26 protein-coding genes and 1 other RNA gene are annotated in these 26,861 nt (G+C 48.7%); 14 read left to right on the top strand and 13 right to left on the bottom strand.

Annotation, left to right across the window (positions count from 1 at the left end; translation table 11 throughout):
- The first annotated feature begins 74 nt into the window (after window positions 1-74).
- On the top strand, window positions 75-929 hold the full coding sequence (locus ACO6VE_RS20525) for an EH signature domain-containing protein (protein WP_422463162.1): 855 nt from the start codon (window positions 75-77) through the stop codon (window positions 927-929).
- Between the two features lie 2 nt (window positions 930-931).
- Window positions 932-4,414, top strand: a complete 3,483-nt coding sequence (locus ACO6VE_RS20520; RefSeq protein WP_422447097.1) for an SNF2-related protein — start codon at window positions 932-934, stop codon at window positions 4,412-4,414.
- Between the two features lie 229 nt (window positions 4,415-4,643).
- Here the strand turns inward: ACO6VE_RS20520 and ACO6VE_RS20515 are convergent, their stop codons facing one another.
- Window positions 4,644-5,072, bottom strand: a complete 429-nt coding sequence (locus ACO6VE_RS20515) for a transposase (protein ID WP_422447095.1) — start codon at window positions 5,070-5,072, stop codon at window positions 4,644-4,646.
- Between the two features lie 456 nt (window positions 5,073-5,528).
- A complete protein-coding gene (locus tag ACO6VE_RS20510; protein ID WP_422447093.1) occupies window positions 5,529-6,473 on the bottom strand; it encodes an ADP-ribosylglycohydrolase family protein in 945 nt (314 codons plus the stop codon).
- A 197-nt stretch (window positions 6,474-6,670) separates the two neighbouring features.
- Here ACO6VE_RS20510 and ACO6VE_RS20505 point away from each other — a divergent pair, with 197 nt between their 5' ends.
- Window positions 6,671-7,030, top strand: coding sequence for a hypothetical protein (locus ACO6VE_RS20505; protein WP_422447091.1), 360 nt, complete (start codon window positions 6,671-6,673; stop codon window positions 7,028-7,030).
- 227 nt (window positions 7,031-7,257) lie between these two features.
- Here the strand turns inward: ACO6VE_RS20505 and ssrS are convergent.
- The 4 genes from ssrS to ACO6VE_RS20485 form a co-directional block, all read right to left on the bottom strand.
- Window positions 7,258-7,437, bottom strand: a non-coding RNA gene (gene ssrS / locus ACO6VE_RS20500) — 6S RNA.
- Between the two features lie 80 nt (window positions 7,438-7,517).
- The gene (locus ACO6VE_RS20495; RefSeq protein WP_163373137.1) at window positions 7,518-7,823 is read right to left on the bottom strand and encodes a cell division protein ZapA; all 306 of its coding nucleotides are present in this window, start codon (window positions 7,821-7,823) and stop codon (window positions 7,518-7,520) included.
- Window positions 7,820-8,029 (bottom strand): TIGR02449 family protein, encoded by a 210-nt coding sequence (locus tag ACO6VE_RS20490; protein WP_101749308.1) that lies wholly within the window; start codon window positions 8,027-8,029, stop codon window positions 7,820-7,822. Before ACO6VE_RS20490 ends, ACO6VE_RS20495 begins: the two co-directional genes overlap by 4 nt.
- Before the next feature lie 264 nt (window positions 8,030-8,293).
- On the bottom strand, window positions 8,294-9,061 hold the full coding sequence (locus tag ACO6VE_RS20485; protein WP_422447089.1) for a class I SAM-dependent methyltransferase: 768 nt from the start codon (window positions 9,059-9,061) through the stop codon (window positions 8,294-8,296).
- A gap of 338 nt (window positions 9,062-9,399) precedes the next feature.
- Between ACO6VE_RS20485 and ACO6VE_RS20480 the strand changes: the two genes are divergently transcribed.
- The 6 genes from ACO6VE_RS20480 to ACO6VE_RS20455 all read left to right on the top strand — a co-directional run bounded on the left by ACO6VE_RS20480 (window position 9,400) and on the right by ACO6VE_RS20455 (window position 15,343).
- Window positions 9,400-10,014 carry a UPF0149 family protein gene (locus ACO6VE_RS20480; protein ID WP_422447087.1) on the top strand — a complete coding sequence of 205 codons (615 nt, stop codon included), beginning with the start codon at window positions 9,400-9,402 and terminating at the stop codon, window positions 10,012-10,014.
- Window positions 10,015-10,049: 35 nt separating this feature from the next.
- The gene (gene ubiH, locus ACO6VE_RS20475) at window positions 10,050-11,276 is read left to right on the top strand and encodes a 2-octaprenyl-6-methoxyphenyl hydroxylase (protein WP_422447085.1); all 1,227 of its coding nucleotides are present in this window, start codon (window positions 10,050-10,052) and stop codon (window positions 11,274-11,276) included.
- Between the two features lie 56 nt (window positions 11,277-11,332).
- Window positions 11,333-12,550, top strand: coding sequence for an FAD-dependent oxidoreductase (locus ACO6VE_RS20470; RefSeq protein ID WP_422447083.1), 1,218 nt, complete (start codon window positions 11,333-11,335; stop codon window positions 12,548-12,550).
- A gap of 66 nt (window positions 12,551-12,616) precedes the next feature.
- Window positions 12,617-13,792 carry a histidine phosphatase family protein gene (locus tag ACO6VE_RS20465; RefSeq protein ID WP_422463161.1) on the top strand — a complete coding sequence of 392 codons (1,176 nt, stop codon included), beginning with the start codon at window positions 12,617-12,619 and terminating at the stop codon, window positions 13,790-13,792.
- 245 nt (window positions 13,793-14,037) lie between these two features.
- On the top strand, window positions 14,038-14,853 hold the full coding sequence (locus ACO6VE_RS20460) for a hypothetical protein (protein ID WP_422463159.1): 816 nt from the start codon (window positions 14,038-14,040) through the stop codon (window positions 14,851-14,853).
- A 268-nt stretch (window positions 14,854-15,121) separates the two neighbouring features.
- Window positions 15,122-15,343: a DUF2835 family protein gene (locus ACO6VE_RS20455; protein ID WP_101745609.1), complete on the top strand. Its 222-nt coding sequence runs from the start codon at window positions 15,122-15,124 to the stop codon at window positions 15,341-15,343.
- A 41-nt stretch (window positions 15,344-15,384) separates the two neighbouring features.
- On the opposite strand, the gene ACO6VE_RS20450 is transcribed toward ACO6VE_RS20455, so the two are convergent.
- Window positions 15,385-15,558, bottom strand: a complete 174-nt coding sequence (locus ACO6VE_RS20450) for a LysR family transcriptional regulator (RefSeq protein ID WP_422463157.1) — start codon at window positions 15,556-15,558, stop codon at window positions 15,385-15,387.
- 141 nt (window positions 15,559-15,699) lie between these two features.
- On the opposite strand from ACO6VE_RS20450, the gene ACO6VE_RS20445 reads away from it, so the two are divergent.
- Entirely contained in the window at window positions 15,700-16,131 is a 432-nt protein-coding gene (locus ACO6VE_RS20445) for an FMN-dependent NADH-azoreductase (protein WP_422463155.1), read from the top strand.
- Here the strand turns inward: ACO6VE_RS20445 and ACO6VE_RS20440 are convergent.
- From ACO6VE_RS20440 to rsmD, 6 genes are all read right to left on the bottom strand, one after another.
- On the bottom strand, window positions 16,118-16,366 hold the full coding sequence (locus tag ACO6VE_RS20440) for a YfhL family 4Fe-4S dicluster ferredoxin (RefSeq protein ID WP_101745606.1): 249 nt from the start codon (window positions 16,364-16,366) through the stop codon (window positions 16,118-16,120). The two genes, ACO6VE_RS20445 and ACO6VE_RS20440, sit on opposite strands and share 14 nt — an antisense overlap.
- An 87-nt stretch (window positions 16,367-16,453) precedes the next feature.
- Entirely contained in the window at window positions 16,454-16,936 is a 483-nt protein-coding gene (gene coaD / locus ACO6VE_RS20435) for a pantetheine-phosphate adenylyltransferase (protein WP_209200829.1), read from the bottom strand.
- Window positions 16,937-17,385: 449 nt separating this feature from the next.
- Window positions 17,386-17,964, bottom strand: a complete 579-nt coding sequence (locus tag ACO6VE_RS20430) for a hypothetical protein (protein ID WP_422463153.1) — start codon at window positions 17,962-17,964, stop codon at window positions 17,386-17,388.
- A gap of 291 nt (window positions 17,965-18,255) precedes the next feature.
- A complete protein-coding gene (locus ACO6VE_RS20425) occupies window positions 18,256-19,713 on the bottom strand; it encodes a coniferyl aldehyde dehydrogenase (RefSeq protein WP_422463151.1) in 1,458 nt (485 codons plus the stop codon).
- A 137-nt stretch (window positions 19,714-19,850) separates the two neighbouring features.
- The gene (locus ACO6VE_RS20420) at window positions 19,851-20,945 is read right to left on the bottom strand and encodes a malate dehydrogenase (protein ID WP_209200832.1); all 1,095 of its coding nucleotides are present in this window, start codon (window positions 20,943-20,945) and stop codon (window positions 19,851-19,853) included.
- Window positions 20,946-21,197: 252 nt separating this feature from the next.
- On the bottom strand, window positions 21,198-21,875 hold the full coding sequence (gene rsmD, locus ACO6VE_RS20415; RefSeq protein WP_422463149.1) for a 16S rRNA (guanine(966)-N(2))-methyltransferase RsmD: 678 nt from the start codon (window positions 21,873-21,875) through the stop codon (window positions 21,198-21,200).
- Window positions 21,876-22,408: 533 nt separating this feature from the next.
- Here rsmD and ftsY point away from each other — a divergent pair.
- From ftsY to rpoH, 4 genes are all read left to right on the top strand, one after another.
- The gene (gene ftsY / locus ACO6VE_RS20410; RefSeq protein WP_422463147.1) at window positions 22,409-23,764 is read left to right on the top strand and encodes a signal recognition particle-docking protein FtsY; all 1,356 of its coding nucleotides are present in this window, start codon (window positions 22,409-22,411) and stop codon (window positions 23,762-23,764) included.
- 81 nt (window positions 23,765-23,845) lie between these two features.
- A complete protein-coding gene (gene ftsE, locus ACO6VE_RS20405) occupies window positions 23,846-24,514 on the top strand; it encodes a cell division ATP-binding protein FtsE (protein ID WP_422447063.1) in 669 nt (222 codons plus the stop codon).
- Entirely contained in the window at window positions 24,511-25,596 is a 1,086-nt protein-coding gene (gene ftsX / locus ACO6VE_RS20400) for a permease-like cell division protein FtsX (RefSeq protein WP_422463145.1), read from the top strand. Before ftsE ends, ftsX begins: the two co-directional genes overlap by 4 nt.
- 152 nt (window positions 25,597-25,748) lie before the next feature.
- Complete coding sequence (rpoH, locus tag ACO6VE_RS20395; RefSeq protein WP_269672902.1) at window positions 25,749-26,603, top strand: RNA polymerase sigma factor RpoH; 855 nt, start codon at window positions 25,749-25,751, stop codon at window positions 26,601-26,603.
- Window positions 26,604-26,861: the final 258 nt, after the last annotated feature.

Here is a 26,861-nt window from a genome sequence, read left to right as displayed (position 1 = left end):
AGGACCTACAGATGTGCGGAAATCGCGTTATATCATGCGCTTGGCAAGTTACCTGAACCGGAAATGACCCACAGATTTTACTGACGAGGCCAGTTAATGAACCCCATAGAATTTTGCAGGAAGTTCAGAAGCCATCTGTCTATGAAGCACCTTATGACAGTCGCTATCTTCTGGGTCATAAGATTCTTGAAACCCTGATAACCCGCGCGCAAAACACCAATGTCCATGACAGCTGGCTTCAAGTAGTCATCGCAATAGCAGGAGACCCCAGAGTTCCCAAAACTCATCCACGATATCAGAAGTGGTGGAGTCAGCTGGATAGCAGCCTTCATCGAGTGGTTCAGGGTTGGTTATCAAAACTGGACTTACGTTTGTTTCTTGAAGCACTTGAGGACTTTTCAAACCTGCCAGGTAAAGAAGAGTTACGCAGGATGTTCCCATCCCGGAAAAAATTTCTTGAGGGTTTGGACGATAAAGAGCTGGTTGGGCATACCCGGCTTTATCTTTCACGCGGTGCCGAGCAATATCTGAAAATGAACTACAAGAAGGAGCATTTGCCTGCTTATTCCCGGGTGAGTAACGGTGATAAATCGCTGATCTATGTTCAGCTGGCTAACGGGCAAGCTCATATGGTGGAAGGCAGTCATAGTTGCTATTTGTGGATCTACCGCGACTTACATGAGACTGCACTGGTTTTTGATCATGCAAGGACGTCTGTAAGTTACGACAATCTGACGAGTGGGTTAAATAGACATATGGAGAGACTGGGTTGCCGTGCAGAAGCCAATATTACGCATAATCCCAGCAATTTCCATTGGCAGCGGCAAGCGATAGAAACCCTCAGACGTATTGGCATCCATGTTAGTCCACAGGATGTTTTATCGCCACAGGATTATCAAAGCTTCAAGCGTCGATTCGGAGTGATGTGACAATGATCAAAGGATGGCTGAATAGATTACGGGGACTTTCCGGCTCCGCAGAAAACTATCGCTTTGAAGCTGATTTTGAAGGTTTAAATTTTTCTACAACAACAGTGAATTCGGAAAAAATCCCTACAGGGAACGCTGATGTCTGGATTACCCATCAGCATATTGCCCTGACTATGCTGGTTGAGCAGGGTGATGCTGAAAAAATACCAAACGGATTTATTGTTCCTACCGAAATCGCCGTTCAGCTGGATGAAGAGCATCGTGAGCTTCTGGGGTTGCCCGAGCAATGGCAGGGGCATATCCAGGCCGATATAAAAGGAGTGACCAGTGGCTCAAACTTCGGGGTCAGCCTGAAAGTAGAAACAGCTAATGGTCAACTAACGCAATCTTTCAAAATTGTCGGGCCGTTACTCCGTTTTACCGAAAAACAACAGTATATTCTCACCCCTGCTCAGCAGTTAATTTTCGGTGCTTATGATGCTCACGAAGCATCGGAAAAATCAGAGTATGACAATCTGAAACTACTGCTGGCCTTACAGAAAGGTCAAAGCATTGGAGCCAAAATTAATCTTGGCCATTTTGATAATGACAAAAAAGAAATCAAGGCACCGGACTCCATCTCAATAAAAGCAGAGCTGGATACTAACGGTAATCTGATTTTAACGCCCTTCATGGGGCAAAGTGCCAGTCCGGAAAGAATTGACAGGGTCTTGGGACAGCTACACTCTGACAAAGCCACCGCACTGCGAGTAGATGACGAAATCATTCTGTTTGACGAGCAGAAGCTAAAAGCCGTTCATGAAATACTGAATAACCGCACAGTTCCCAAGAACAAAGTTAAAGATTTCATTAAAAATCCTACGGCGTTTATCGATGCCAGCCTGGTTGATCTCGACCTTGGTTTTTCTCTCCGGGTTAAAGGCGCAACAGCGTTTAAACATGCTTATTTTGGAGAAACGGACGGTGCTGGTATTGACTGGTTTGGGCGATCTTCTTCTGGTTCAGAAGTGTTGCCTGCCAGTAAATTAGCCGAACAGGTTGAGGATCAGGATACACTCAATAAACTGAAAGGCGATATTGAAAATGCCCGGAAAACAGGGGCTCAGGAAATAAACTTTCAGGGAAAATCCTACGATATATCCTCAACAGAAGCTGTTGCACAAGCCTTAGACAAGATTGAGAAGCGTATTCAGGAGGGGGCAGATAAAGAGGATTCGGATGAAGCATTGGATGATGAGCCCACTGATCAGAGTGAAAACTCTGATAATGAACTGGAATACGATGTTCCTGCGGTTGTGGATATTGAGCTTAACGATGAAGACTTACAAGCGTCCTCACCATCAGTAAATAAAGCTATCAGTGATATTCTCTATCCTGCTGAAAAACTCGATTGGTCAAACTACGCCAGACAACCTTTCCCCCACCAATTGATTGGTGTGCAATGGATTGCAGGGTTGAACAAGAATAGTGATGGTGGCCTGCTCGCGGATGATATGGGCCTGGGCAAGACGTTTATGGCTCTTTCAGCTATTGACCAGATATATAAAAATACTCCTGACAGCTCGACAAAAAAACCAGCACTGATTGTTGCCCCTTTGAGTGTATTGGAAAACTGGAAAGATGAAGTCGATAAAACATTCACTGGCTCACCGTTCAAGTCAATTGTGATTCTTCAATCTGCTGGGGATTTGAATACTTATCGCTCAGGCGGAGTTGAAATCAGGAACCAAAACCTTAGTTCAGAAAAGACTATTTTCGATGATGGTCAGGCAGATATTAAATACTCCCTGAATATAGGCAAGAACTTTGGTCATGATCGTCTGGACATGCCAGAAAGACTGGTGATTACCACCTACCAGACACTGCGGGACTATCAGTTTTCCTTGTGTCAAATTGACTGGGGCATGGTAGTTTTTGATGAAGCACAAAATATAAAAAACCCCAATGCCCTGCAGACCCGTGCAGCTAAAGGTCTTAAAGCTGATTTCAAGCTGATCGCCACGGGTACGCCTGTAGAAAACAGTCTGGCTGATTTCTGGTGTTTGATGGATACAGCTTGCCCTGGTCATTTGGGCAGTTATCAATCATTCAGAGCAGAGTATGTTACCCCTATTCTGCGAGCAGCAGGTGATGAAATTGAAGAAGTCAGAGCAAGGGTTGGCCGTGACCTCAGGTTGAAAGTCGGCTCTTTCATGTTAAGGCGAGTGAAAGAAGACGAGTTGGAAGGCTTACCCCAAAAAACTATTTTTGTGGGTATTGAAGGTGACGACTGGTCTTTCATGGATTTACTGAAAACTGAAATGACCGGTCTCCAGCTGGATAGTTATAACGCAACTCTTGGGTTGCAGGTTGAAGCAGAAGGCAATCAGGTCCTGGCCTGCTTACAGCGGCTTCGTGATGTATCACTCCATCCACGGTTAGCTGACCAGGGACGGCTTGATGTTCCTAATCATAAAAAAGAGCTGCTGAACCTTTTTGGTGAATCCGCCAAAATGAAAAGCCTGATTGAAACGCTAGAGCAAATTAAACAGCGTAAAGAGAAATGCATCATTTTTTCCGTTAATAAACGGCTTCAGGCGTTTTTAAGTCTGGCTTTGGGCTCATGGTTTGGGTTGGGACCGTTATCGGTTATTAATGGCGACGCTAAGGCTGTGGCTAAGCGGGCTTTAGTGCCAACCCGTAAAAGCATGATTACTGATTTTGAGGCAGTCAATGGCTTCAACATCATTATTATGTCTCCAGTAGCCGCCGGTGTTGGCTTGACTGTAGTGGGTGCCAACAATGTGATCCATTTTGAGCGGCACTGGAACCCGGCCAAAGAAGCTCAGGCTACCGATCGTGTTTACCGGATTGGCCAACAAAAAGACGTGAATATTTACGTGCCTATTTTACATCACCCGGAGTTTGAATCGTTTGACGCTAACCTGCACAAGCTGTTGAGCAAGAAAACGTCCTTAAAAGATGCTGTTGTTACCACCGAACAGGTTATACCGACTCCGCCGGGGTTTGGTTCCAACGTATTTACGCCAGGCCACCGCATTACACCTGACGACCTGCTGAAAATATCCTGGGAACAGTTTGAAGCACTTTGTGGCCTGCTGATGGCAAAAAGCCTGAATGCAAGCAGTTGCTGGTTGACTAAAACCGGGGCTGATTATGGTGCCGATGCTGTCATCCTTGCAGATTCATGCGGTTATTTATTGCAATGCAAACACACCAAAAATGCCAGTTATGATGGCTACAGGGCTGTTACTGAGGTTTACACGGCCAAGCTCAAGTATGAAAACGGTGTAGGCAAATCAATTTCACATCTGTTGTTTTTGACTAATGCAAAGCAGTTATCTGCCAAAACTCGGAAGATTGCCAAAGAATATGGTGTAGAGGTGATGAGCTATGACCAGATCGAATCTTTACTTGAATTGCATCATATTTCATTTGAGCAGATACTGACACTCCTGAAAAAGAAACGACTGAATATTGATTAGTCAATTAGCACTTAATGTGGACAACCGGAAAAACAGGGGGGCTTGACTCTTGAGTGTGCCGTAGCGCAATTTCCAAATAATCTATAACCCGGATTCGGCCGATCACCTCCATATCCGGTTTCTGGGTACTTTTAACTTCCATACCTTTAAAGGTGATATGGAAGCTGCACAACGCCTTTTTATCGCCCTCCTTTCGCTAGTGCATCCAAGCCTTAATACCCATACATCTTCACACCTGCAGAGGACGGTCTTTGAAAGCCCACTTAAATGGCTTGGCCATCCTCTCATTGAAGAACTCAATGAAACCGTAGAGCCGTACCTTCAGGTCCTCTTTGGTAGTGAAGCTGTTCCTCTTCAAAAACCTTCTGACCAGGATGGAAAACCAGATTTCAATCTGATTCAGCCAACACGCATGCTTCGGTGTGTAGTGGAACATAATCTTGTGGGTTGGATCGGTCAGGTACATGGCACGGGTCTTTAGATTCTGCAATATCCCTGACTTACGTTTGGTGCCCAGTTCTTCTTCAGACGTCTTCTCAACCCTTGCTGCTGTCATCACTGCGGCTTCACACATATGAGTGTTCAGCAAATCGGAGAAGTCTATTTCGGCCCTTGTATCTCTGATCAGGGGAATGATTTTCCCGGTTACAACATCCATGTCGGCCTGATTTTAAAAAACGCCCCACCTGCCTCTGAGAGATAGATGGGACGATACCTTTATCTACTGCTGCCATGGCCAATGAGTTTTCTGACCAATGACTGAAGGGATAACCATGGTCTTCAGGTTTGTCGCAAGACATGGCGATAATCTGGCAAATTTGTTCTGCATTAAACTTGGGTATGGAGGAAAAGAAGGGATGGCAATCAAAACATACGTGCGTTTGTATGGATATCAGGGCTTCTCGGTACTAGGATGGTGGTACGCCCTATAGCTGGTTGAAAATCCGGGAAAATGCAGGGTATCAGAGAAGGGGGATAAAACCTCCCCACCCTGCCGCTGCCACGTTTGTCCGTAACGGTCTCTGTTATTTATCGTAAATACTTGAATTTAATCTTCTAAAAAATCGAGTTCAGTTGTTTGGGATAAATAATGGGATAACTCTGTGTGTTGGTCTTATAAGGCTTGCCATTCAGCGGGCAACACAGAACCGGGTAATGAGGTTCGTGCAATCCAGGCGGTTGGCATTGCTTTATCTGAACCGAAGAAGCATGCAGACAAAATTGCACCTAATGGAATGGCCCTTCCACAACTGTCACCCCCGCAGTAAATATTTTCTCTCACTGTTTTTTCATAGTTCTCGGCCTGCAGCAGAAGATGGGTAATCACTGTAAATGAGGCGTCAAGACCGCAGTGCATTCCCACTTCCTGTGCAACCTCTTTTGGGCTGCGCTTGAGCATTGATTCAGCGATTTTGATTGCCTTGGTAATGTCTTCGTTTACCTCTTTTGCCTTTTCCACGCACTGCTCAGGTGAAAGGCCCTCATGAGCACTTTTTATCATTATTGCAACGGCTCTGGCGTAGGTAACGGCACTGTCGTTATTATTGGTGACACGTACTGCTGATTCTACCTTTTCCATCAAGTCCTGGTTCTGGCCATGGACAGCAATCAGAGGTGGTAGCTTTGATAATGCCGGATTCTGGGTATCGTCAGCACCGCAGGCAGCAAGAGGTTCATCATTGCTCTTTCTTTGATGGAGATTGAGCAGGGTTTGCCTGGTTGGATGATCCGTATAACCTTGCCACTGACCACCAAAGTCAAACCATTTTTGGAAAGATTCTATGTAACTCTGCTCCGAATAATGGCTGTTGGCTATGATGGCATCCTGCATCGACAGCAACTGAGCGCCGTAATGGGAAAACTCACCGGCCTGTTTTCCTTCATGGGCAAAGTATCCCTTGTCCTGGTATTCGGCCCGGACAGGCGTATGAAACTCGGGACTTTCACCTCCGTACTTTGCAATCAGGGCCTGATCGTATAACCAGTGAAATCCCATGGCAGCGGCATCAGCGACCAAGGCACCAATAACTGATTCATAGGCTCTTTGTCGTTCATTCATTGCAATACCTTTCTGTTACGTTATATGCCTGTCTGAATTTTTAGCATACTCCCTGCATCATCACCCGGTTTCCTTTTGTGAAGGACTTTGTCTTGGTCAGGGGGGGCACCTGTTTTGACTTTTAATTGATAAACCTAAATTCAGCGGTTAACCCATCAGCTAAACTCTAAACCCTCAGCCATACCGAGGGTTCACAGATGGTTCGTCCACCAAAACCCGCTCCCCTAAAGGGTGAGCTGTCAGAAATGAAAAAAGACCCCTTGTCGGTCACGCTCGAAGTCGATTCTTTCGATGGAAAAATTCATGTTGAATGGGACCCGGAAGCTTCGGTCACTCCAATGGGGCAATTGGCTTTTTTTATCCAGTATTTAAAAGCGGGTCATCGATTTGGACCTTGGGTCGATGATTGCCCATTGATCTATAAAAGCCCCAATGCACCTCAAAAAGTTGATGTGCTTGGGTCTATAATGCTCTCCATACTTTCCGGACATAAACGATACGCACGCATTGGAACCATTAATCAGCTCGGGATAAATGCTGGTATAGAGCTCAGTTGAGAGGTTCAAAAGCTATCCCTGCGGGCATGGCTAAGGGGGGATCAACTGTTGAATTTAGGATGATGCTTTTGAGTGGGCAGAACGTAATCAGTTTGCCCATCCCGGGTTTTGAATGTTTTAAATGGTACGAATATTTAATTAAGTTAAAAGGGCGTGCATCCTAATGGCAAGGCAATCTATTGGAGTAGAGGGGAAGAGTGAGGGGGCGATTTGTATCGAGTGGTTGAAACCTCCCCACCCTGCCGCTGCCACGTTTGCCCGTGGCCGTAACGGTCACGGTGGGGGCTGCTGAGGTGAATCGGGCTTTCCGCTACAAGGCGGACCTGCACTCCAGCACCTGCCAGGAGCTCCCTGGGTAGTATTATCGGCTCGGGACGTATGATGACTGGCGAACAGGCCAGGGAGGTTTCTGCGGCATTATATCGACTATTGAGGAGATGTCTGCAAGTTTTTTTTGTTTTCGTGAACATCAGAAACGGTGATCAGATCAACGCTCCACGGCTGCCAGTGCCTGATCCAGTTTACCCAGCAGTTGGTCAATGTGCTCCTGGGTGTCCTGCTTCTCATCTTCATTCTGACGACGGCTCTGCATTAACTCGTAGCTGATATTCAGCGCGGCCATCACAGCGATTCGCTCAATACCGACAACTTTGCCTGAAGAACGGATTTCATGCATTTTTTCGTTCAGGTAGCGGGCAGCGGTGTACAGTGCCTCCTGATTGTCTTTGGGACAGGCAACACGGTATTCCTTATCCAGAATATGAACGGATGTCACTGATGATTTATCCGTCATGACTCGTGCTCCAGAGACCTGAGATGCTGGATCATCGCTTCTACTTTTGTACGTGCAACGTCATTTTTTTCCATCAACTTCGCTTTTTCAGCTACCCAGGACTGCTCCTGCTGTCGAAGTTGCCTGTTTTCAGTCGTCAGCTTCTGACAAAGGGCAACCAGATAGTTAATTTTCTGATCGAGGGCGATGAAATCGGATTCTTTCATAGCTTCCCTGAATGCTCGGTTATTAGGGTTACTATAGCCTCTGGAGAAATTCAGAACAATGACTTAATGGTTGACAATGTTTTATTTTTAATTTGTCGGGTAATACCTTGTACCAATGGATCAAGTTGTCCTTTGTTGAAGAGGATATAACGCGAAATGCCTGCAAACAGAGGCGACGCATTTTGGTTGATCGGGGTAATCATAGTAACCTTAAGACTGTCAGCCCGGGCTTGCAAAAACGACGTCCGTAATAAAACGGGCAAATCATGCGGGCTTTCTGGCAATAATCCGTATTTGATCCTGATCACCATGACTCCATACCGGGTAATGGGGAGCCTCACCCTGTTCGCATACTTCGATAACAAATCCGGCATGTTTCATTAATACTTCCAGTTGTTCGGACGCAAAAAAACAAAAGTCTCTGCCGGGGATATTAATTTTGTGGGCAGCCAAAACCGGATCGGTTATCTCCGGACAGTTAACTGCTTTGGCCGCCTCTGCCAGCAGGTTGAGATAATCCCGCTGACCGGTAACGGTTAACGGTGATTTTCTTACACCGTCGTGTATCTCCCTGCCCAGGTCGGTACTTTTCAGCACTTCAACGTCACAGGAACAGCAGGTAAGCAGAAGCGTGCCCCCTGGTTCGAGAATTCGGTAGATTTCATTAATAGATGGCACCACTTCTTCATTGGCCAGAAAATGGAAAACTTCGGCGCAGAGGATTCCGCAGAAGGCATTATCGGCAAAAGGGATATGCTGTGGCAGTTTTGCAGCTTTGCAGGTCACTGCTTTCTGCTGAGTCTCAGGCAAGTCCTTCAGCCATTCGGACAAGTCTGGTTTATCCATATCAGTGGCTATTACCTGTGCGCCATGCATCAGGGCTGCGTGAGTATTAACTCCGTGGCCACAGCCAATATCCAGCAGGGGTTTATCGTTTTTCCAGCTGCCTAGCCAGCGATCCAGATAGATAACCGGATTATGAAACGTAAAACCAACGCCCAGCTGATTTCTTTCGTACAAAGGCTCTGGCATGGCAGTATTCCAAACGGGTTGGACTTAAGTAGTTAACCAAATGAAATCATATTTTCTGACTAAGTGGTCAGTCACTCCCGGCAACTGCTCCTGCGTTGCTCTAGCTCCTGCATCCATGCAGTCGTGCGGCGTTACAACTCCGGTCACATAGCTAAGGCTATGCTCCCTTCGTTGTGCCTTGCATAGTAACTGCCCACTTAGCCAGAAATATACGATTCCATTTGGCCAACTACTTAGCAGGATAGACACTTTCTTTATTTAATGACTGACAAGTTTGCCCGGGAAGTCTGTTAGAATCCCGGTTAAGTTCGACTCAGTAATTTCAATGGCCCTATATCATGACGATCCACATTTCCCAGCCCGGCGACAAACCCACCTTCATATCGTTTGATGAACTCGCCAGTCATCTGGCAGAGCAGACTCATCCATCAGAGATTCATGGCTACCTATGCGGCCTGTTTTCCGCCGGTGCCCATCCGGGCCTTGAGAAATGGCTGGAGCAGCTTGCTGAGCAGATGGGTGACCAATCGATTGATGAACCTGCGAGGCAGTTATTAAGCCAGTTATTTCTGCATACTCAGAATGAGCTGAACTCTGGTAGTCTGGCGGCAACACTGCTGCTTCCTGATGATGATGAAGCGCTTGGGCTGAGGACGCAGTCACTTGGAATATGGTGCCAGTCATTTATCTCTGGCTTTGGTCAAGGGCTGGACAGTCGTCAGGTCAGTGAGATGGTGGAAGAAGTGCTCAGGGACTTTGCCGAAATCAGCCTGATAGAAACCGCAGAAGAGAGCGAAGAATCAGAAAAGCTGTATGTTGAAGTGAGTGAGTTTGTTCGTTTGGCCTGGCTGAATGTCTATGCAGAGGTTTGTGGTTTGCCCGAGCTGCCCGACGATGATGGCAGTGCTGGACAACGTTCTGTAAAACAAGGCGCTGCCAAAACCCTGCACTGAGCAGAGTTCCACAAAATCATGGTGGAGGCTGAAACGTGAATAATTCTACAGACAAGATGGATTTCGATGTTTTGGTGATTGGTGCCGGGCTGGTGGGAGCCAGTCTGGTCTGTGCATTGGAACAAGTGGTTATCAAGCAGGGGTTGAGGCTGGCGATGGTGGAAACCCATGACCTGAGTCAACCCAGAGATATTCCGCCGAGTTTTGATGCCCGTGCCTCGGCGCTGTCCTGGGGAACCTGTTGTATTTACCAGCAGCTTGGGCTGTGGCCGGATCTTGTGGATCAGGCTCAGGCGATTACCGATGTTCATGTGTCTGATCGGGGCAGTTTTGGGGTTTCCCGCTTGCGGGCTTCTGATGAAGGTGTCCCGGCACTGGGGTTTGTGGTCAAGAATCATGTGCTGGGTGATGTGCTTTTGCAACGGTTAAAGGGTTTCCAGAAGCAGGGCAGGGTGACCATGTTCAGTCCTGATAGGGTGGCAAGCCTGAGCCCTGTTCCCGGAGGTATGAAAGTTCAGCTCAGGCACTCAGAGATTTCCGCCTCGCTGGTGGTTCTGGCTGATGGTGGCCGCTCAGGGTTGATGGATCAGCTGGGAATTGGGCTGCAGCAGTGTGACTATCATCAGCAGGGGATCATTGCCAATCTTGCCCTTGACCGCTCGCATAATGGTGTGGCCTGGGAACGCTTTGCCGGTCAAGGTCCGATGGCACTGCTTCCGTTAACCGGTGATCACCATTTTGCACATCGGGCAGGGCTGGTGTGGACGTTACCGGATGAGGAAGCCGATTCGCTTTATGCTCTGGCAGATGATGATTTTCTGGCGTTATTGCAACAGCGGTTTGGCTATCGGGCCGGCCGCTTTATTGCCGTGGGTCAGCGGGACAGATACCCACTCACCATGCGCATCGCCAAGGAGCAGGTAAGGCCGGGGCTGGTTATTTTGGGTAATGCTGCTCATGCCATCCATCCAGTGGCAGGTCAGGGTTATAACCTTTCTATTCGGGATACCCTGGCTCTGGCAGGCAATATCTCGGACTCATTGGAACGCCAAATCCCCGTAGGTGATCTTGGCCGGTTGCAGGAATACTGGCAACAACAGTTGAGCGACCAGAGTCTGACCAGCCAGTTTTGTGATGGCCTGGTGCGCCTTTTCTCACGGACTGACACGGCCTCGGTAGTGTCCCGGAATCTGGGATTGGTGGCGCTGGATTATTGCCATCCGGTGAAGTCAACATTCACCCGCAGGGCCATGGGATTATAAACCGGCGAGACTCTACAGTCTCCCGTACCTTTGAATCTGGGAAATAGGGATCAGAAATGCAGACAATTGACGTCATTATTGTCGGGGGAGGTATGGTGGGGGCCTCTCTGGCCCTGGCGCTTGCCCGATCTGGTATGCAGACGGCCCTGGTTGAGCAGCAGACATTGCAGCCCGGCTCGCTTTCGATGGATGATCCCTGGCAGCCCAGGGTCAGTGCCTTGACGGAAGCATCGATAAAACTGCTGAACTATCTGGGGGCCTGGGAAGGAATCATTGCCCAGCGGGCCTGTCCTTACACTCACATGACCGTCTGGGATGGTGAGGGTACGGGACAAGTTGAGTTTGACGCAAAATCGCTGCCACAAAAAAATCTTGGCTACATTGTCGAAAATGACGTGATTCGCAACGCACTGTTGCAACAGCTGGCCAGTTCAACCGTGCAATGTTTTGATCAACAGACCACCCTTGAATACAAACTGTCCGGCCAGGGCGGTGAAATAGTTCTGGAAAATGGTGACGTGCTTTGCGCTCCTCTGCTGGTGGCTGCGGATGGCGGCGAGTCGCGTTTGCGAAAATTGTCTGGCATTCCGGCAAATCAGAAGGACTATAAGCATCATGCGCTGGTCACCACCGTGGAGACAGAGCTGTTTCATCATCACACAGCGAGACAGGTGTTCCTGGATTCCGGCCCATTGGCATTTCTGCCCCTGCAAAGTCAGGGAGGGCGGCATTATTGCTCAATTGTCTGGTCCCTTTTACCGGCAGAGGCAGACCGGATAGAGGCCTTGAGTGACGATGCTTTCTGTCAGGAGCTGGCGAGAGTTTTTGAGCATCGGGCGGGCAATATTCTGAAGGTTGATCAACGGTTCCGCTACCCACTGCGTCAACGGCATGCCCGGCAGTATCATCGACAAGGTGTGGTTCTGGTGGGCGATGCTGCTCATACCATTCATCCCCTGGCGGGGCAGGGGGTAAATCTGGGCTTTATGGATGTGGCCGTGCTGGCGGATGAGTTGATCAAAGCGGCCGGTCGCGGCGATGACTATTTTGCCGCGCACGTTCTGGATCGCTATCAGCGTCGTCGCATCGGAGATAACTCGTTGACGATGGCGGCCATGACTGGCTTTCAAAATCTGTTCGGGGCCAATGCCCTTGGTATTCGCTGGATACGGAATACCGGGCTCAGTCTGACCAATCGATTACCATTCATTAAGGATATGATTGTGGATCAGGCCTCCGGGTTATCAAAGGATATTCCCGGGTTTCTTCAGTAAATCTCAACCAGTCCCTCAATTTTTTCCTATCCTGTCTGCTGGACGTAATTATCACGCAGGCAGGGTATGAAACTTCAGTCTGATATTAAAAAAAGAGGTTTGGTCTTTGGTGCTGTATTTGCCATGTGTTTGCTATCTATCCGTTCTGATGCAGCGGATATTGAGTCGGCATTAGCTGCACCCGCTGATTACCTTATCAGCCTTGTCAGGCACGGCGACCGCTCTCCCAGGGATCTTGGGGGAATGACAAAATATTGGCCAATGGGGCCCGGGCAGTTAACGGCTGCAGGCCTTCAGCAGGAGTACCTTTTGGGGCAGACAATCCGGAGATACTATTTTTCTGAAACCCTCCCCGATTCCTGGTCACCCAAAGTCAGTCAACATTTTGCCAAAGGTCTGGATCGTACCATTCAGAGCGCCAGTGCCTTATTGCTGGGGTTTTATCCTGAACAGGCGGGTAAAACAGGCTTGCCGGGGGGCATTCAGGTTCCTCCGGTTTATGCGTCACCCTTGGCCCATGATGATCTTTTTTCAGCGCAAAGATTATGTCCGGGGTATCTTCATCGTGTTCAGGCGCTGGAAAAAAGTGCTGACTGGTTAAGAAAAAAAGAACAACACCTTGATCAGCTGGCTTTATGGCTTGAACTGAGTGAGCGTGAAGGTAATGGCGATCTCTACTCTTTTCTTCCCCTGATCGATCAAATTGCCATACATAGAATTCACCAGCTGCCAATGCCCGAAGGTATTTCAAATCAACAGGCGGTGGAACTGGAGGAGTTATTACATTGGATTGTGAGCCGGATTGTGGCTAATTATGAAATTGCCCAGCTTATCGGTTCCCCTTTAGCCAAAGCGATGATCAGGGATTTCAAGCGGGTGCAGCAGTGTCTGCAAGAAAAAGGCAGTTGCCATTCCTGCCAGCGATGGACGCTTTACTCAGCCAGTGACAGTAACTTATTGGCGATCATGACCATGCTGGGTGCGCCATCTGACAAAATGGTGGATTATGCAACACACTTTGGCGTCCAGCTTAACTGGAATGATGGTCACCCGGAAGTTGCCCTGTCCTTGAATCACCAACCTTTTGCGGTACCCGGGTGTGCGGGACGCTGCTCGCTGGATCAGTGGCTGGTTTTGCTTGAGCAATCATTGCCCGAAGACTGGGATTATTTGTGTGCCAGGGAGCGGGGTGGAATGAACTTTGAACCTTATATCCCCACGGGGAGTGTCGCTGTCCGTTAATTACCGACCTCCTGTTGTGGGTGAAACATTAATGTATTCAGGCTGTTACTGTTATTAATCGCGGTGCTCCGGAAACCGTAAAGCAACTCATGTCATTGGCCTTCAAAGGGGAAGGGCATTATCGATAGGTTAATAAAATCAAGTGCCTTCAGGGAAATCAGAAAAAAAACTGAACTATATTTAATCAGTTCCGTCAAAACTGTATTGAATAACAAGTTCATTAGTTTCTTTGAAGGAGTAATTAAATGCAGAAATATTTTCTGGCGGCAGTATTGCCGGTGGTTGCAATACTGATTGGTCTGCAAGGCTGTAATAAAGCCCATGAGTGTCCAGAGGTCACGACGGTAGTGTTTGAAGACATGGCCAGTGTCGATCAGGGGGCTGAGTCCTATACCTGTAATAATCGAGACAAAACCAGCCTGCTTGAGCAGACATGGTGTGAAGCCAAAGACCAGTTCGAACAGCGTGGTCAATCCACCAGTTCGGATGATTTTCTGGTTTATATCAACGGATTTCGTGAGGGATATGCATTGGCCAACCAGGCGGCTGACAGTCGATTGGGCCTTGGCGGTGATATCGATAGCCTATCTGATACTCCCTATGACATGGGCTATCGCGACGGTTATTTTGTCGTTATGGAGGCAATGGGCATTGTAGAGTATAACTGTGCTTCAGCAGACTTGATGAGTGAGTATAAAGATCGCTGGTGCGAAGCTGCCGATGCTTATCGGAACACCGGTGCTGGCAGTGATAACAATCCGTTTATCAGGGGGCGGTTTATTGATGGTTATATGACCGGAGGGCGTGTTGCCTTAACGGTTCCTACCTCAATGGAGGCATTTTTTGGTGGCGAGAATCCTGAGGGTAAACAGCCTGCCGTTGTTCAGCCATCCGGTGAGTTGAGGAGCACAGAGCAGGCTTTCTACCGGGGCTTTGATGTTGGCTACAAGGCAATGATTGATAGTATTCGGGATTCCATCAATCAGGTCATGCAACAGATGCAAATTCCCAACAATATGGATTTTCCTGAAGGGTTGATGCCTCCGCCTCCCGGGCAATAACTGCCTGGTTTTCCGGCAGTTATGGTTATAAGCCGGGTACCTGGTACCCGGCTTATTAAGGAAATGGTCCTCGAACAAGCGATTTTGTGTCTGAAAACGATTAATTTGCTGATTCCAGTGACACAGGTGAAGAATCTGGATAGCCCACTTCTTAGAAAACTAACCGTAATTTAGCCTTGTTCTATAACCTTTGTGAGAGAAGGTTGCTAAACTGAGAGGTGCCTTCTTTTAACGATTAGTCTTAATAAGAAACACAAAGGTTTGAGCAATGCATAAGGCTGTGTTCTCCGTAAAACTCAATTCTGAGCAAGTTCTTCAGTTCTATAAAGGGCAGAAGCAATCTGTAAGAGTTCGCACTGAATCGGGCCAGAGTATGAGTATTCCCTATGACATCATGCTGAAATTTGTCACCAGAGAGGGAATTTATGGTCGTTTTGAAATTTCCTATGGTGATGATGGCAAGTTTCTGGATCTTATCCGTCTAACCTGATTCTGAGAAACTCTGGTAAGCGGCTCCTTGGCAGCAATTCCTTAAGATGGCTGCCAGTTTTTGTGCGGCAGGGCCAATATAGCTGAGGTCAGGAAATACCAGGTACAGCTGATGGTGGACTGGCTTTTGAAAATTGCCTCCGAAGCCTGGGCAAAGCCGCCATGTTCTACCACTGCCTGAAGCATACGCCATTGATCGAGAGTTGCCTTTGACATTTTGCAGGTCTCTATATATCCAAAAAATCGATACATTCATGCAGTATTTTGAACTTTTCTTTCGTTAATTTCGACGATAAATTTAAACCATGCATACAACAATCAAGTAAATAACAATAGTGATCTGAAAAGGTGGGAAGCATGGCTAAATTACTCCAAATCAACAGCAGCCTGTTTGGTGAACATGGGCAGTCGACCCAACTGTCACAGAAGTTTGTTGAGCGATTTCTGACAGCGAACCCTGACACTCAGCATCAGGTAAGAGACCTGGCTAACCAGCAGATTCCCCATCTGGATGCGGAAATCGTGATGGGCTTTGGTATCCCTGAGGACCAGAAAAACCATCGACAGGCTGAAATGACAGCGCTTTCTGATCAGTTGATTGAGGAAGTAAAGACCGCTGATATTCTGGTAATAGGCTTGCCTATGTATAACTTCAGCTTGCCTTCAACCCTGAAATCCTGGTTCGACTTTATTGCCAGGGCAGGGATCACATTTAAATATACCGAGCGTCTGAAGCTGGATGCCGCAAATGTAACGATACATTTGCGGGGTATTGTCAGGCAGCAGTGATGATCAGATACTTTTCCATCAGCTCATCCTGAGTTTCTTCGCAGTCCGGGTTCTTCGGAATACAGTCTACCGGGCACACCTGTTGGCACTGAGGTTCATCATAATGGCCAACGCACTCCGTGCACAGCAGTGGGTCAATCTCGTAAATTTCTTCCCCGGGTGAAATAGCACTATTCGGGCATTCCGGTTCGCAGACGTCGCAGTTAATGCAATCGTCAGTAATCATTAAAGCCATAGGTGACCTTTGGATTCCGCTCCGCCTGTAAGTAGCTAACCTGGCTACCTTTCAGCTTGTAAAAACAAATGAATAACGGACAGTATCTCAGTTTCCGTTGAACTTATCTGTCAGTGCTTTCTGAACACATGGTGATACAAACTTGGAAATATCCCCATTCAGAGAGGCTATTTCCCGAACCAGTGTAGAGGAAATATAGGAGTATTGCTCTGCTGGTGTCAGAAAAAGGCTTTCCACTTTGGGTGCCAGCACCCGGTTCATATTGGCCATCTGAAACTCATATTCAAAGTCAGAAACGGCTCTTAACCCCCTGAGAATAACCTGGGCCTGCTGCTCCGCCACAAAACTGGCAAGCAGAGAGCTGAAGCCGGTTACCTGAACATTTGGCAGATGAGCGATGGATTCTTTGGCCAGATTGACCCGGGTTTCCAGATCGAACAATGGCTTTTTCTTGGGGCTTTCAGCAACGGCAATAACAATGGTATCAAACAGCTTGGCCGCTCTTTCAACAAGATCCATATGACCCTTGGTAATAGGATCAAACGTACCAGGATAGATTACCTTGATCATTAAAAATGACTCTCCGGCCACAAATCCAACAACAGATCAGAGATACAAAACATTTCAGGAGTTCTGCGGTTTACCAGAAAACTGTCTTGTAATTTGCTGGACAGACTCCCGTTGACGTCATTCACTGATCTGCGAATATGGCGACCTTTTTTTAGTAAAAGGGCATGTTAACGAAATAGTCAAAAGGGTTCAAATGATCAGCGTTCTGTGGCACTTAATGTTGGGAATATGAGGATTTTCAGAAGTTATGCGTTTATATAGTCATGGCGCTGGAATGGTTATTAAGTGTACAGATTCATGTTAAAAGTCTGAGAATATTAAACTGCAATGCGGACTTAAACGGTGGGTAGAGCAAACGACTGGCCCCTGACTGACATATTATCTCTTTATCCAGCTTGACAAGCCCTGGCCAGGGCCTTGCCACAGCACGATAAACGCGCTCCTGTTTGTCAAACATAGTTTGCCTGTGAACCCGGACAGAAGGCAGGGCACGCTATCCCCGTGGTTGATTTCTTCCCGGCGAGGTCAGGCTGTAAAAATACTGGAGGGTCACTCTGAATGCCGTTGCCTGATAATAGGAACGGATTCATCAGTTCTGGTTGGGACTGAACAGGCGTTGTGCAGTTAGAGTTAGCATCTAAACTTTCTGCTCCCAATAAAGGTGGTGCCGATGGTAGCTTCAGGCTCTGTTGCTGCCCATTGGCAAGGGGGGCCTGTTTGGTACAGGTGGTGATCTGTCGCTGCCGAAGCTTGACGCACTCGCTACCATAGCAGGCAATAAGAAAACAGGTGGTGAGGGTTGCACCAACACCAGCGCCAGCATATGCACCGGCCAGTAAACCCATTTCGCCGCCGCGAACGCAACCTATGAGACCACCAAAAAGGCCAGAGGGAATTGTGCTCATGACAATCGGGCAGGCCCATTCGTTAGAGAAGTCATCTGGACAAGTACAGGTGTAATCCGATGCCCGTTGGGCAAATTGTTTAACGGTTGTTAACGGTAAAGTCAGTGCATTACATGGATCCATGTTGCGTATTTCCTCAAAATAGAAGCTGCTTCCACCCCATACTCTGTTGGCAGTTAACCTGACAGAAAATTGGTACTTTACTTTCAGACTGATTTATCCCGCAAAAGTTCCTATGTCCTGAGTTGCATAAGGAATAATGGAACTTGCGTAATAACTCGATGGATTTCAGTGCCGACGAAATTGATCATCTTCGTAAGTTTCTGGTGTTCAGTGAAAATACGTACCTGAACGTCTGAACCAGTTTTTGCAGGACCGCTGGCAAGCGGCCCCAAAGTCTGAAAGAGGCAGGGTCTATTTCTGGCCGGAAAGGAACCCCAGCATTTTTTTCTGCAGCCAGCCGCCATAGGGCGGGTAGATCATTTTAGTGCTGTTCAGCTTGCCTTTGGTTAACACCGACTTGGCCTTGGAGAATGTCAGGAAGCCCTCATGGCCGTGGTAGTGTCCCATGCCTGATGGGCCAATGCCGCCAAACGGCATATCTTCAACAGCGACGTGTAACAAACACTCATTAATACAGACACCGCCAGAGTGGGTCTGTGCCAATACGGCTTCCTGATTGTTTGTATCAGAACCGAAGTAGTAGAGTGCCAGAGGCCTGGGTCGTTGCTGGACAAACTGAATGGCTTCATCAAGGCTATCGATGCCGATGACAGGAAGCAGCGGGCCAAAAATTTCTTCCTGCATAACGCCCATATTATCAGTTGGATTCTCAATTAAGTGGATGGGGATCCGACGGCTTCCGTCGTTAATTTCCTCATTGCCCGGAGTGTGGATGGTTGCGCCCTGCGCTTTGGCATCAGCCAGTAATTTCAATAATCGCTGGTGGTGGCGGTCATTGATGATCGAGGTGTAATCATTATTTCCGTTGACCGTTGGGTACATTTTTCGAAAGGCGTTGAGATAGTGCTCAATAAAGGCTGCCTTCTGGTCATTTTTCACCAGAATATAGTCCGGCGCTACGCAGGTTTGACCGGCGTTCAGGGCTTTTGCGTAGCAGACTCTTTCTGCCGCTTCCTGAATCGGGAAGTCGTTATCCACAATAACCGGTGACTTACCACCCAGCTCCAGGGTTACCGGGGTCAGGTTTTTTGCAGCGGCTTGCATAACATGGTGACCGACCGCTGTCGAACCGGTGAAAATAATGTGGTCAAAGTGCAGGCTGGTAAACTCGGTTGCCACTTGTGCATCACCGCAAACGACGGTGACCAGATCAGCAGGAAATGTTTGCTCAATGATTCGGGCAACCAGCTCCGAGGTTTTTGGTGTGAATTCCGACATCTTGATCATGGCCCGGTTGCCGGCGGCAAGAATCGTCAGCAATGGACTTAGAGACAGGAACAGTGGGTAGTTAAAGGGCACCACAATACCGACCACGCCCAAGGGCTGGTACACGACTTTTGCTGAGGCAGGTAATAACTGAGGGTTCAGCTTTCGCTTGCTGGGTTGCATCCATTTTTTAAGCTGCTTGATCGTGTAGTGGATATTGCCCAGGTTCGGTATGATTTCAGTCAGTGATGACTCACTTCTGGATCGGCCGCCAAAATCTTCATCCAAAGCAGACAGTAATGCGTCTTTATTGCTCAACAATGCTTTCTTAAGGGCCTTCAGGCGATCCACCCGCTCCTGATAGCTGGGGTTAGGGTCTTGCAGAAAGGCTTTCTTCTGGGCGGCAAGCAGATCTTCCAGGGGAGGGGGGATTTGCCGGGTCACTTTCCTGTGCTCGGACATAATGGGTTCGGCAGCGGTCATTGTTGTTTCCCTCTTGGGCGCTAATGGTTTATTTAATAATTTTTATTGTCTGTTTTCTTGTGTTGATGACGTAGACAAAAAGAAAGGCTCACATAGAGCCTTTCCTGTATTTTTGTATCACTGACCAGGCAAACTGCTCAGCAGATACGGTCAGCCTTGTAGTATGACTCGCCGGTATCAATGCCTGCATCAAACTCAGTCTGGCCGCTGCGGCTGGACGTCCTCAGCGCTTCGCGGGAGGCAGCTGTTTCTTTGGGCAGCAGGTGATCTACCGCTGCCTTTTCTTCTAACAGCTCCTGTTCAGTTTTCTTCATCATTGACTGACCGTAGTCGTTAATGTGAAGGTTCTGAACAATCTGGTAGCTGCCAAATTCACAAACGACAGGGAAAGAGTAGTAGATGCCTTTGGCAACACCGTAGCTGCCATCGGAAATTATGCCCATGGATACAATACGACCATCGCTGCCCAGGGCCCAGTCACGCATGTGGTCCAGAGCGGCCTGTGCGGCGGAGGCGGCACTGGAGAGGCCGCGCCACTCGATGATTTCGGCACCACGCTTCTGGATACGAGGGGTATATTCTTCCTTGTACCATTGCTCATCGATCATATCGATGGCCGCTTCATCACCCAGTACCTGGGCGTGGTGCAGGTCAGGGTACATGGTTGGGGAGTGGTTGCCCCACACGCAGACACCTTCGATATCCGCAGGATTAACCCCCAGTTTGTTACCCAGGATGCCCTGTGCACGGTTGTGGTCCAGTCGGGTCATGGCGCAGAACTGGGATGGTGCCAGGTCGGGCGCATTGCGGGACAATATCAGACAGTTGGTGTTTGCCGGGTTACCCACCACCAGGGCTTTAACGTCACGGTTAGCCACTTCGTTCAGCGCCTTGCCCTGTTCGGCAAAGATAACGGCGTTGGCTTCCAGCAGGTCGGCGCGCTCCATACCCTTGGAACGGGGACGGGCACCGACCAGCATGGCGTAATGAATGCCACGGAAACCATCAAACGGATTGTCGTGCAGACTGATACCGTGAACCAGTGGGAAGGCGCAGTCTTCCAGCTCCATGGCAACGCCACGAAGTTTGTCCATAGCCTGTGGGATCTCAACCAGTTGCAGAATCACAGGCTGATCAGGTCCCAGCATTTCACCGGCAGCGATTTTGAACAGCAGAGAGTAGCTGATGTTGCCAGCTGCACCTGTGACCGCAATTCGTACGGGTTGTTTCATGGGGAACTGCTCCTTAGAGTTTTCAGGTTCATTCTTAGATTAGCAATGCGTCTAAATCACCATGAGCCGTTCTTTAAAGCAGCTTTTCGTGCTTTCTTGCACTTAAAAGTCATAAAAGAGACATCCGGCCACGGCCTACTGAATGGTAAGCCTGTGGATGATACAGCGTTCAGACGTACTGTTTATTTGATAAAGATCAGCCGCGCACAGATTACTGATATCATTTCGGTAAGTCCATATGTGAGACGTTGGTTATTGTTGTTTTTTCATGCGCGACCAGAGGCTGAAGCTTACTTGTCCTGCGGTTTTGCACTTTTCCAGCTGCCAGTTCTCCGGGGTTGGCAAAGGGTTCAGCTCTTTCTCTACCTCAATGTAAATATGGCTGTTTTCATTCAGGTAACCATTGCTTTCAAGCAGCTGGCAAGCAGGCTCCAGCAGGTTCATTCGAAACGGTGGGTCCAGGAAAATCAGGTCAAAACCGGTTTCAGCCGGTTGGTTTAACCAGGTAAGGCTATCGCACTCAATCACCCTGGCACGCTCAGCTTTTAACAGTGCAAGGTTGCTCTTCAACGTTCTTGCGGCAACCGGACTTTTTTCCAGCAACACTGCTGACGATGCGCCCCGGGAAAGCGCTTCCATGGACAGTGCGCCGGTACCACTGAATACATCCAGCACCCTGGCTCCCGGTGTCATCATGGTCAGCCAGTTAAATACTGTCTCTCTTACCCGGTCTGATGTTGGGCGCAAGCCGGGTACATTGGCTACGGGTAACTTACGACTGCGCCATTCACCCGCAATAATCCGCAGCAGACCACCACCGGTATGAGCAGGGCCGGTGTTAGCGCGTGATTCAGGATGCTTGGGATTTCGAGACTTGCGAGGCATTAACAGGCTCCAGCCGGGCAGGGGATCAACAGGGAGCGTAAGCATACTCGTTTCATCGCTTCAGGTCATGGAGTTACCAGTCATCCTGGTGTGTATAGACAGCAGAGTCTGGTGAAATACAACAAACCCGGAGAAAAGTGTCAGACTTCCAGTAACCCGAAGTCGCCGTTTTTTATTGTGGATGGTTCCATTCGGGTTCATGAAAGATGGACTATTTTCCCTGAGAAAGTTCGTTTCGTGACAGTCTGAATTAAGATAGGATTAGCGATTATCCATAGCCTGCATGATGGATTGTCATTGCGTTTCATCGCCTGTTACGGGGACTTCTCCGGCCAGGCTTCAGATCAATGGCAATCCTGATAGGAGCCTGTCCGAGAATAGCGCCCGACTAGGCGTCCCCGTAGCGAGGATGGCAGAAAATTGAGGATAAAAATTTCATTTTGTGAGGTGAATAGCGGGGCTATTTGCCGAACAAAACGGAATTTTTAGACCAATTTGCTGCCACCGCAGTAGGGCAGTCTATTCTCGGACAGGCTCCTAGTCATCAGGCGCTCCCACCAAGGTTATAGAAGTAGTCTATGTTCGGTTCGCGCAAAGACGATGAGAAAAAAGCCAAACGCAGTTTTTGGCCCTGGGGTCGACGTTCCCGGGATGAAGTTTCTGAAGAACAGGTAGAGGCAAAGGCTGAGCCTGAAGTAGAAGACGTTGTATCCACTGTAGAAACACCGGAAGTTACTGCTGAGTCGGCTTCTGAGTCTTCAGCCGGTGTTGTTGACGTTGTGCCTGAGATTGTGCCTGAGATTGTGCCTGAGATTGTGCCTGAGATTGCGCCTGAGGTCTTTCAGGGCACTGAAGATAAGCCTGTTCATCCTGAATCCACTCATAAAGCACCTGAGGCTTCTGACAAAGAAGTACCGGTTGTTGCTGCCCCTGGAATTCCCCGGGTTGCTGAGCCAGAATCACCGCCCGAAAAAACGCCGGTTGAGCCAGAGAACAAGCCTGAAGCCAAAGGTGGCTTCTTTGCCCGGATGCGTCAGGGGTTGAGCAAAACCCGTAACGTTCTGGTTGAAGGCGTTGCAGAACTGTTTATCGGTAAAAAGGAGATCGATGATGATCTTCTGGATGAACTGGAAACTCAGCTGCTGGTCGCCGATGTGGGCGTTGAAGCCACCACTGACATTATTGAAAAGCTGACCAGAAAAGTTAAGTACAAAGAGCTGGATGATGCGGATGCCCTGATGGCTGCGCTGCAATCCGAGCTTGCTGATATTCTTGAACCGGCTGACCAGCCACTGGTTATCCCGAAACAGGACACCCCTTTTGTTATCCTGGTGGTGGGCGTTAATGGTGTGGGCAAGACCACCACGATTGGCAAGCTGGCCCGTAAGCTTCAGTCCGAAGGCCGCAAGGTTATGCTCGCGGCTGGCGATACATTCCGTGCGGCTGCGGTTGAACAGTTGCAGGTGTGGGGTGAGCGCAATGAGATTCCGGTGGTTGCCCAGCATACCGGTGCTGACAGTGCTTCCGTTATCTTTGATGCCTTCGAAGCAGCAAGAGCCCGCAATATCGACGTCCTGATTGCCGATACCGCTGGCCGCCTTCACAACAAGGATCATTTGATGGAGGAGTTGAAAAAGGTGAAGCGGGTGCTTGGGAAGCTGGACCCTGATGCGCCTCATGAAGTGTTACTGGTACTGGATGCGGGCACCGGGCAGAATGCCCTGAGCCAGGCTCGTCTGTTCCATGAAGCGGTGCAGTTAACCGGCATGGCCCTGACCAAACTGGATGGAACCGCTAAAGGCGGGGTGATCTTCGCGCTGTCCAAACAGATGAAACTGCCAATCCGTTTCCTGGGCGTGGGTGAGCAGATAGATGACCTGAGACCCTTCTCGGCTAAGGAATTTGTTAAAGCGCTATTTTCCCGGGAAGGTTGATATGACCTGCAATGAGCGACAAATGTCGCTCATTAGAGTGTTGGTGACTTGAATACCATCCAATAGATTAAGGACAGCTGGATGATTCGCTTTGACGGTGTCAGCAAGCGTTACCCGGGAGGTCATGTTGGCCTTGAGCAGGTCAGTTTTCACCTGGAGCGGGGAGAGATTGCGTTTCTGACAGGCCATTCTGGTGCAGGAAAAAGTACCCTGATGAAGCTGATTATGCTTCTTGAGAGGGCCAGTGCAGGTCAGGTCTGGGTGGGAGGTCATAACCTGCGGGCTCTGAAGAACAGCCGGATTCCCTATCTTCGCCGCAATATTGGTGTGGTTTTTCAGGATCACCAGCTGTTGTTTGATCGTACTGTTTTTGAAAATGTCGCTTTACCACTGCTGATCGCAGGCTATTCTCCCAGTGATTGCGCTGGTCGGGTTCGCGCTGCCCTGGATATGGTCGGGTTATTAAATAAGGAAAAGTTATTGCCAGTGGCTCTGTCCGGTGGTGAACAGCAGCGGGTTGGCCTGGCGCGGGCAGTCGTGAATCGCCCGGCTTTGATTCTTGCGGATGAGCCCACTGGAAACCTTGATCCGCAGTTGTCCACGGAAATCATGAAGCTGTTTGAGAACTTTAATCAGGTGGGTGTTACCGTGTTGATTGCCAGTCATGACCTGGCGCTGGTGGCCCGGATGCGACACCGTATTTTGACCCTGGATCATGGCAGGCTGGTTGCAGACCAGGAGGTTCAGTGAGTCTGTTTAGTAAGAACAACAGGCGACAGCAACATGGTCGTCGGCACACAGTGGATGAACAGGCGGGTATGGGCAAAACCGCTGGAAAGAGTGCGGGAAGCCTGGTTTCTAAAGAAGCCAAAGATACCCACAAAAGAGGTGCCAATCGCCAGACCGTAGCAACCCTGACACTGCACTCTTTCGTTAGCCTGCATCGGCAGGTGGGCAGGGATGCACTGACCCGTCTGCTGAACAACCCTGTGGCCAGTCTGTTGAACAGCTTGCTGATCGCGGTTGCCTTTTCCCTGCCGGTTTTACTGTTTGTTCTGGTGAGTCATGTGCAGGTGCTGGGGGCCGCCTGGGATGGGCAGCCCAAAATCTCCATTTACCTCAATCATGGGGTTAGCCAGAAAATTATCGATCAACGTATTGCGGATTATCGTCAAGACCCTCTGATTAAAGAAGTTGTCTACCTGTCACCGGAACAGGGGGTGAACGACTTTCAGCAAAAGGCCGGACTGCAGGATGTGATTAGCCAGCTTGGGTTTAATCCATTGCCGGGGGTGATTGAGCTGCTGCCTGTCAGTGAAGCTTCTTTTGCACAACTGGATGATGCCGTGGTCCATTATCAACGAATGGAAGGGGTTGACCAGGTTCGGCTGGACCGGCAGTGGGTACAGAGGCTGCAGGCAATTTTGACGATGCTTGAACGCTTTGCCATCATGCTGGGCGGGATTCTTGGGCTTACCGTGGTTCTGGTGATCAGCAACACCGTACGCCTCAGTATTGAAAGTCGGCGTGATGAAATCAAAATTATCAGTATGGTGGGGGGAACCCGGGGCTTTATTGCCATGCCCTTCATCTATATGGGGATCTGGTATGGCGTGATTGGCGCTATTCTGGCTCAAGTGATTGTTTTTTCATTATTAGCTGTCCTGAGTCATGAAATGATGAATATTGCCGGACTGTATAATAGCGAGATGGTATTATCTGGCCCCGGTTTTGGCGTGTTGGGCGTATTGTTGCTGGCCGGAATAGCGTTTGGTGTTCTGGGGGCAATGAGCAGCTGCTATCGACATTTTCAGGCTTTAGTACCTGACTAGGAGGCTGACCGAGAATAGACTGTGTAAAGTAAGAAAATGTCCTGTAAAGTCGATAGCGATTGTGAACCGAATTGTTGTTATTATTAGTATTCGTTTGAACTTCAGCTATTTTAACAGAGTCTAAATAAGAGGGTATCTTGACGGAGTCAGTTATGGGCACCAGTCTTCAACCAGTCGATATGTTAGTTCCTGGCCGCAATATTGATGCCTATGTTGCGTCAGTCAGCAGTATTGCTGTGTTGTCTGCTGAACAGGAAAAGACCCTTGCTGAGCGCCTCTTCTTTCATAATGATCTGGAAGCGGCTCGTCAGCTGGTCATGTCTCACCTTCGCTTTGTTGTTCACATTGCCAAAAGCTATTCCGGCTATGGTCTGCCACTGGCAGATCTGATTCAGGAAGGCAATGTGGGTCTTATGAAAGCGGTTAAGCGTTTTAACCCTGAAGTTGGGGTAAGGCTCGTCTCCTTTGCTGTGCATTGGGTCAAAGCGGAAATACACGAATTTATTCTGCGCAACTGGCGTATTGTGAAAGTCGCGACCACGAAAGCGCAACGCAAACTTTTCTTTAACCTGCGCAGCGCTAAAAAGCGGTTGTCCTGGTTAACCAATGATGAAGCGGATGCCGTAGCCAAAGATCTGGGTGTTGAAGCTAAAGTGGTTCGCGAAATGGAAAGCCGAATGGCTGGCCAGGATACCGCTTTTGATGGCTATGGTGACGATGATAGCGATACCGCTTATCAGGCACCTGCTTACTATCTGGAAGACCATAACTCAGACCCTTCTTCTCTGCTTGAAGATGCCGACTGGTCCGACAGTTCGATTTCCCAGCTGAGAAGTGCACTGGCACAGCTGGACGAACGCAGCCGGGATATTCTGCAAAAGCGTTGGCTGGCAGAAGAAAAGGCAACGCTGCATGAGCTGGCGGATACCTATGGAGTCTCTGCTGAGCGTATCCGCCAGTTGGAAAAGAATGCGATGAAAAAGCTGAAAGGCTCTATGGAAGCCTGACGCCGATTAAACGTTCTGGAAAAAGCCGCTACGCTAAATAGTGGCTTTTTTTATGAGGTTAAAAAATTCAGGGTGTTGACTTTTATCCACACCTGCGTAAAATGCGCCGCTCTTCCACGGGCTAACCTGAAACGGTCACCCATGGATCAGCAGAATGAATCATCATAGCTGACCGGGAAGTGCGGTTTGAAAATGGGTTGTTTGGATTGAATGAAAAACAACCGGTTGACAAATCAAACTGGCGCGGTAAGATGCGCC

It is taken from the genome of Endozoicomonas sp. ALB115 (assembly GCF_049310245.1).
GTDB lineage: Bacteria > Pseudomonadota > Gammaproteobacteria > Pseudomonadales > Endozoicomonadaceae > Endozoicomonas.
The sequence above is the reverse complement of the archived record's forward strand: the minus strand, read 5'-3'. Positions and strand labels throughout refer to the sequence as shown.

Excerpts from the sequence above, each read along its gene's own strand:
- ACO6VE_RS20520 (WP_422447097.1), top strand. The coding sequence starts at position 932 with ATGATCAAAGGATGGCTGAATAGATTACGGGGACTTTCCGGCTCCGCA.
- ACO6VE_RS20515 (WP_422447095.1), bottom strand. The coding sequence starts at position 5,072 with ATGGATGTTGTAACCGGGAAAATCATTCCCCTGATCAGAGATACAAGG.
- ACO6VE_RS20510 (WP_422447093.1), bottom strand. The coding sequence starts at position 6,473 with ATGAATGAACGACAAAGAGCCTATGAATCAGTTATTGGTGCCTTGGTC.
- ACO6VE_RS20505 (WP_422447091.1), top strand. The coding sequence starts at position 6,671 with ATGGTTCGTCCACCAAAACCCGCTCCCCTAAAGGGTGAGCTGTCAGAA.
- ACO6VE_RS20495 (WP_163373137.1), bottom strand. The coding sequence starts at position 7,823 with ATGACGGATAAATCATCAGTGACATCCGTTCATATTCTGGATAAGGAA.
- ACO6VE_RS20490 (WP_101749308.1), bottom strand. The coding sequence starts at position 8,029 with ATGAAAGAATCCGATTTCATCGCCCTCGATCAGAAAATTAACTATCTG.
- ACO6VE_RS20485 (WP_422447089.1), bottom strand. The coding sequence starts at position 9,061 with ATGCCAGAGCCTTTGTACGAAAGAAATCAGCTGGGCGTTGGTTTTACG.
- ACO6VE_RS20480 (WP_422447087.1), top strand. The coding sequence starts at position 9,400 with ATGACGATCCACATTTCCCAGCCCGGCGACAAACCCACCTTCATATCG.
- ACO6VE_RS20470 (WP_422447083.1), top strand. The coding sequence starts at position 11,333 with ATGCAGACAATTGACGTCATTATTGTCGGGGGAGGTATGGTGGGGGCC.
- ACO6VE_RS20465 (WP_422463161.1), top strand. The coding sequence starts at position 12,617 with ATGAAACTTCAGTCTGATATTAAAAAAAGAGGTTTGGTCTTTGGTGCT.
- ACO6VE_RS20460 (WP_422463159.1), top strand. The coding sequence starts at position 14,038 with ATGCAGAAATATTTTCTGGCGGCAGTATTGCCGGTGGTTGCAATACTG.
- ACO6VE_RS20455 (WP_101745609.1), top strand. The coding sequence starts at position 15,122 with ATGCATAAGGCTGTGTTCTCCGTAAAACTCAATTCTGAGCAAGTTCTT.
- ACO6VE_RS20450 (WP_422463157.1), bottom strand. The coding sequence starts at position 15,558 with ATGTCAAAGGCAACTCTCGATCAATGGCGTATGCTTCAGGCAGTGGTA.
- ACO6VE_RS20445 (WP_422463155.1), top strand. The coding sequence starts at position 15,700 with ATGGCTAAATTACTCCAAATCAACAGCAGCCTGTTTGGTGAACATGGG.
- ACO6VE_RS20440 (WP_101745606.1), bottom strand. The coding sequence starts at position 16,366 with ATGGCTTTAATGATTACTGACGATTGCATTAACTGCGACGTCTGCGAA.
- coaD (WP_209200829.1), bottom strand. The coding sequence starts at position 16,936 with ATGATCAAGGTAATCTATCCTGGTACGTTTGATCCTATTACCAAGGGT.
- ACO6VE_RS20430 (WP_422463153.1), bottom strand. The coding sequence starts at position 17,964 with ATGGATCCATGTAATGCACTGACTTTACCGTTAACAACCGTTAAACAA.
- ACO6VE_RS20425 (WP_422463151.1), bottom strand. The coding sequence starts at position 19,713 with ATGACCGCTGCCGAACCCATTATGTCCGAGCACAGGAAAGTGACCCGG.
- ACO6VE_RS20420 (WP_209200832.1), bottom strand. The coding sequence starts at position 20,945 with ATGAAACAACCCGTACGAATTGCGGTCACAGGTGCAGCTGGCAACATC.
- rsmD (WP_422463149.1), bottom strand. The coding sequence starts at position 21,875 with ATGCTTACGCTCCCTGTTGATCCCCTGCCCGGCTGGAGCCTGTTAATG.
- ftsY (WP_422463147.1), top strand. The coding sequence starts at position 22,409 with ATGTTCGGTTCGCGCAAAGACGATGAGAAAAAAGCCAAACGCAGTTTT.
- ftsE (WP_422447063.1), top strand. The coding sequence starts at position 23,846 with ATGATTCGCTTTGACGGTGTCAGCAAGCGTTACCCGGGAGGTCATGTT.
- rpoH (WP_269672902.1), top strand. The coding sequence starts at position 25,749 with ATGGGCACCAGTCTTCAACCAGTCGATATGTTAGTTCCTGGCCGCAAT.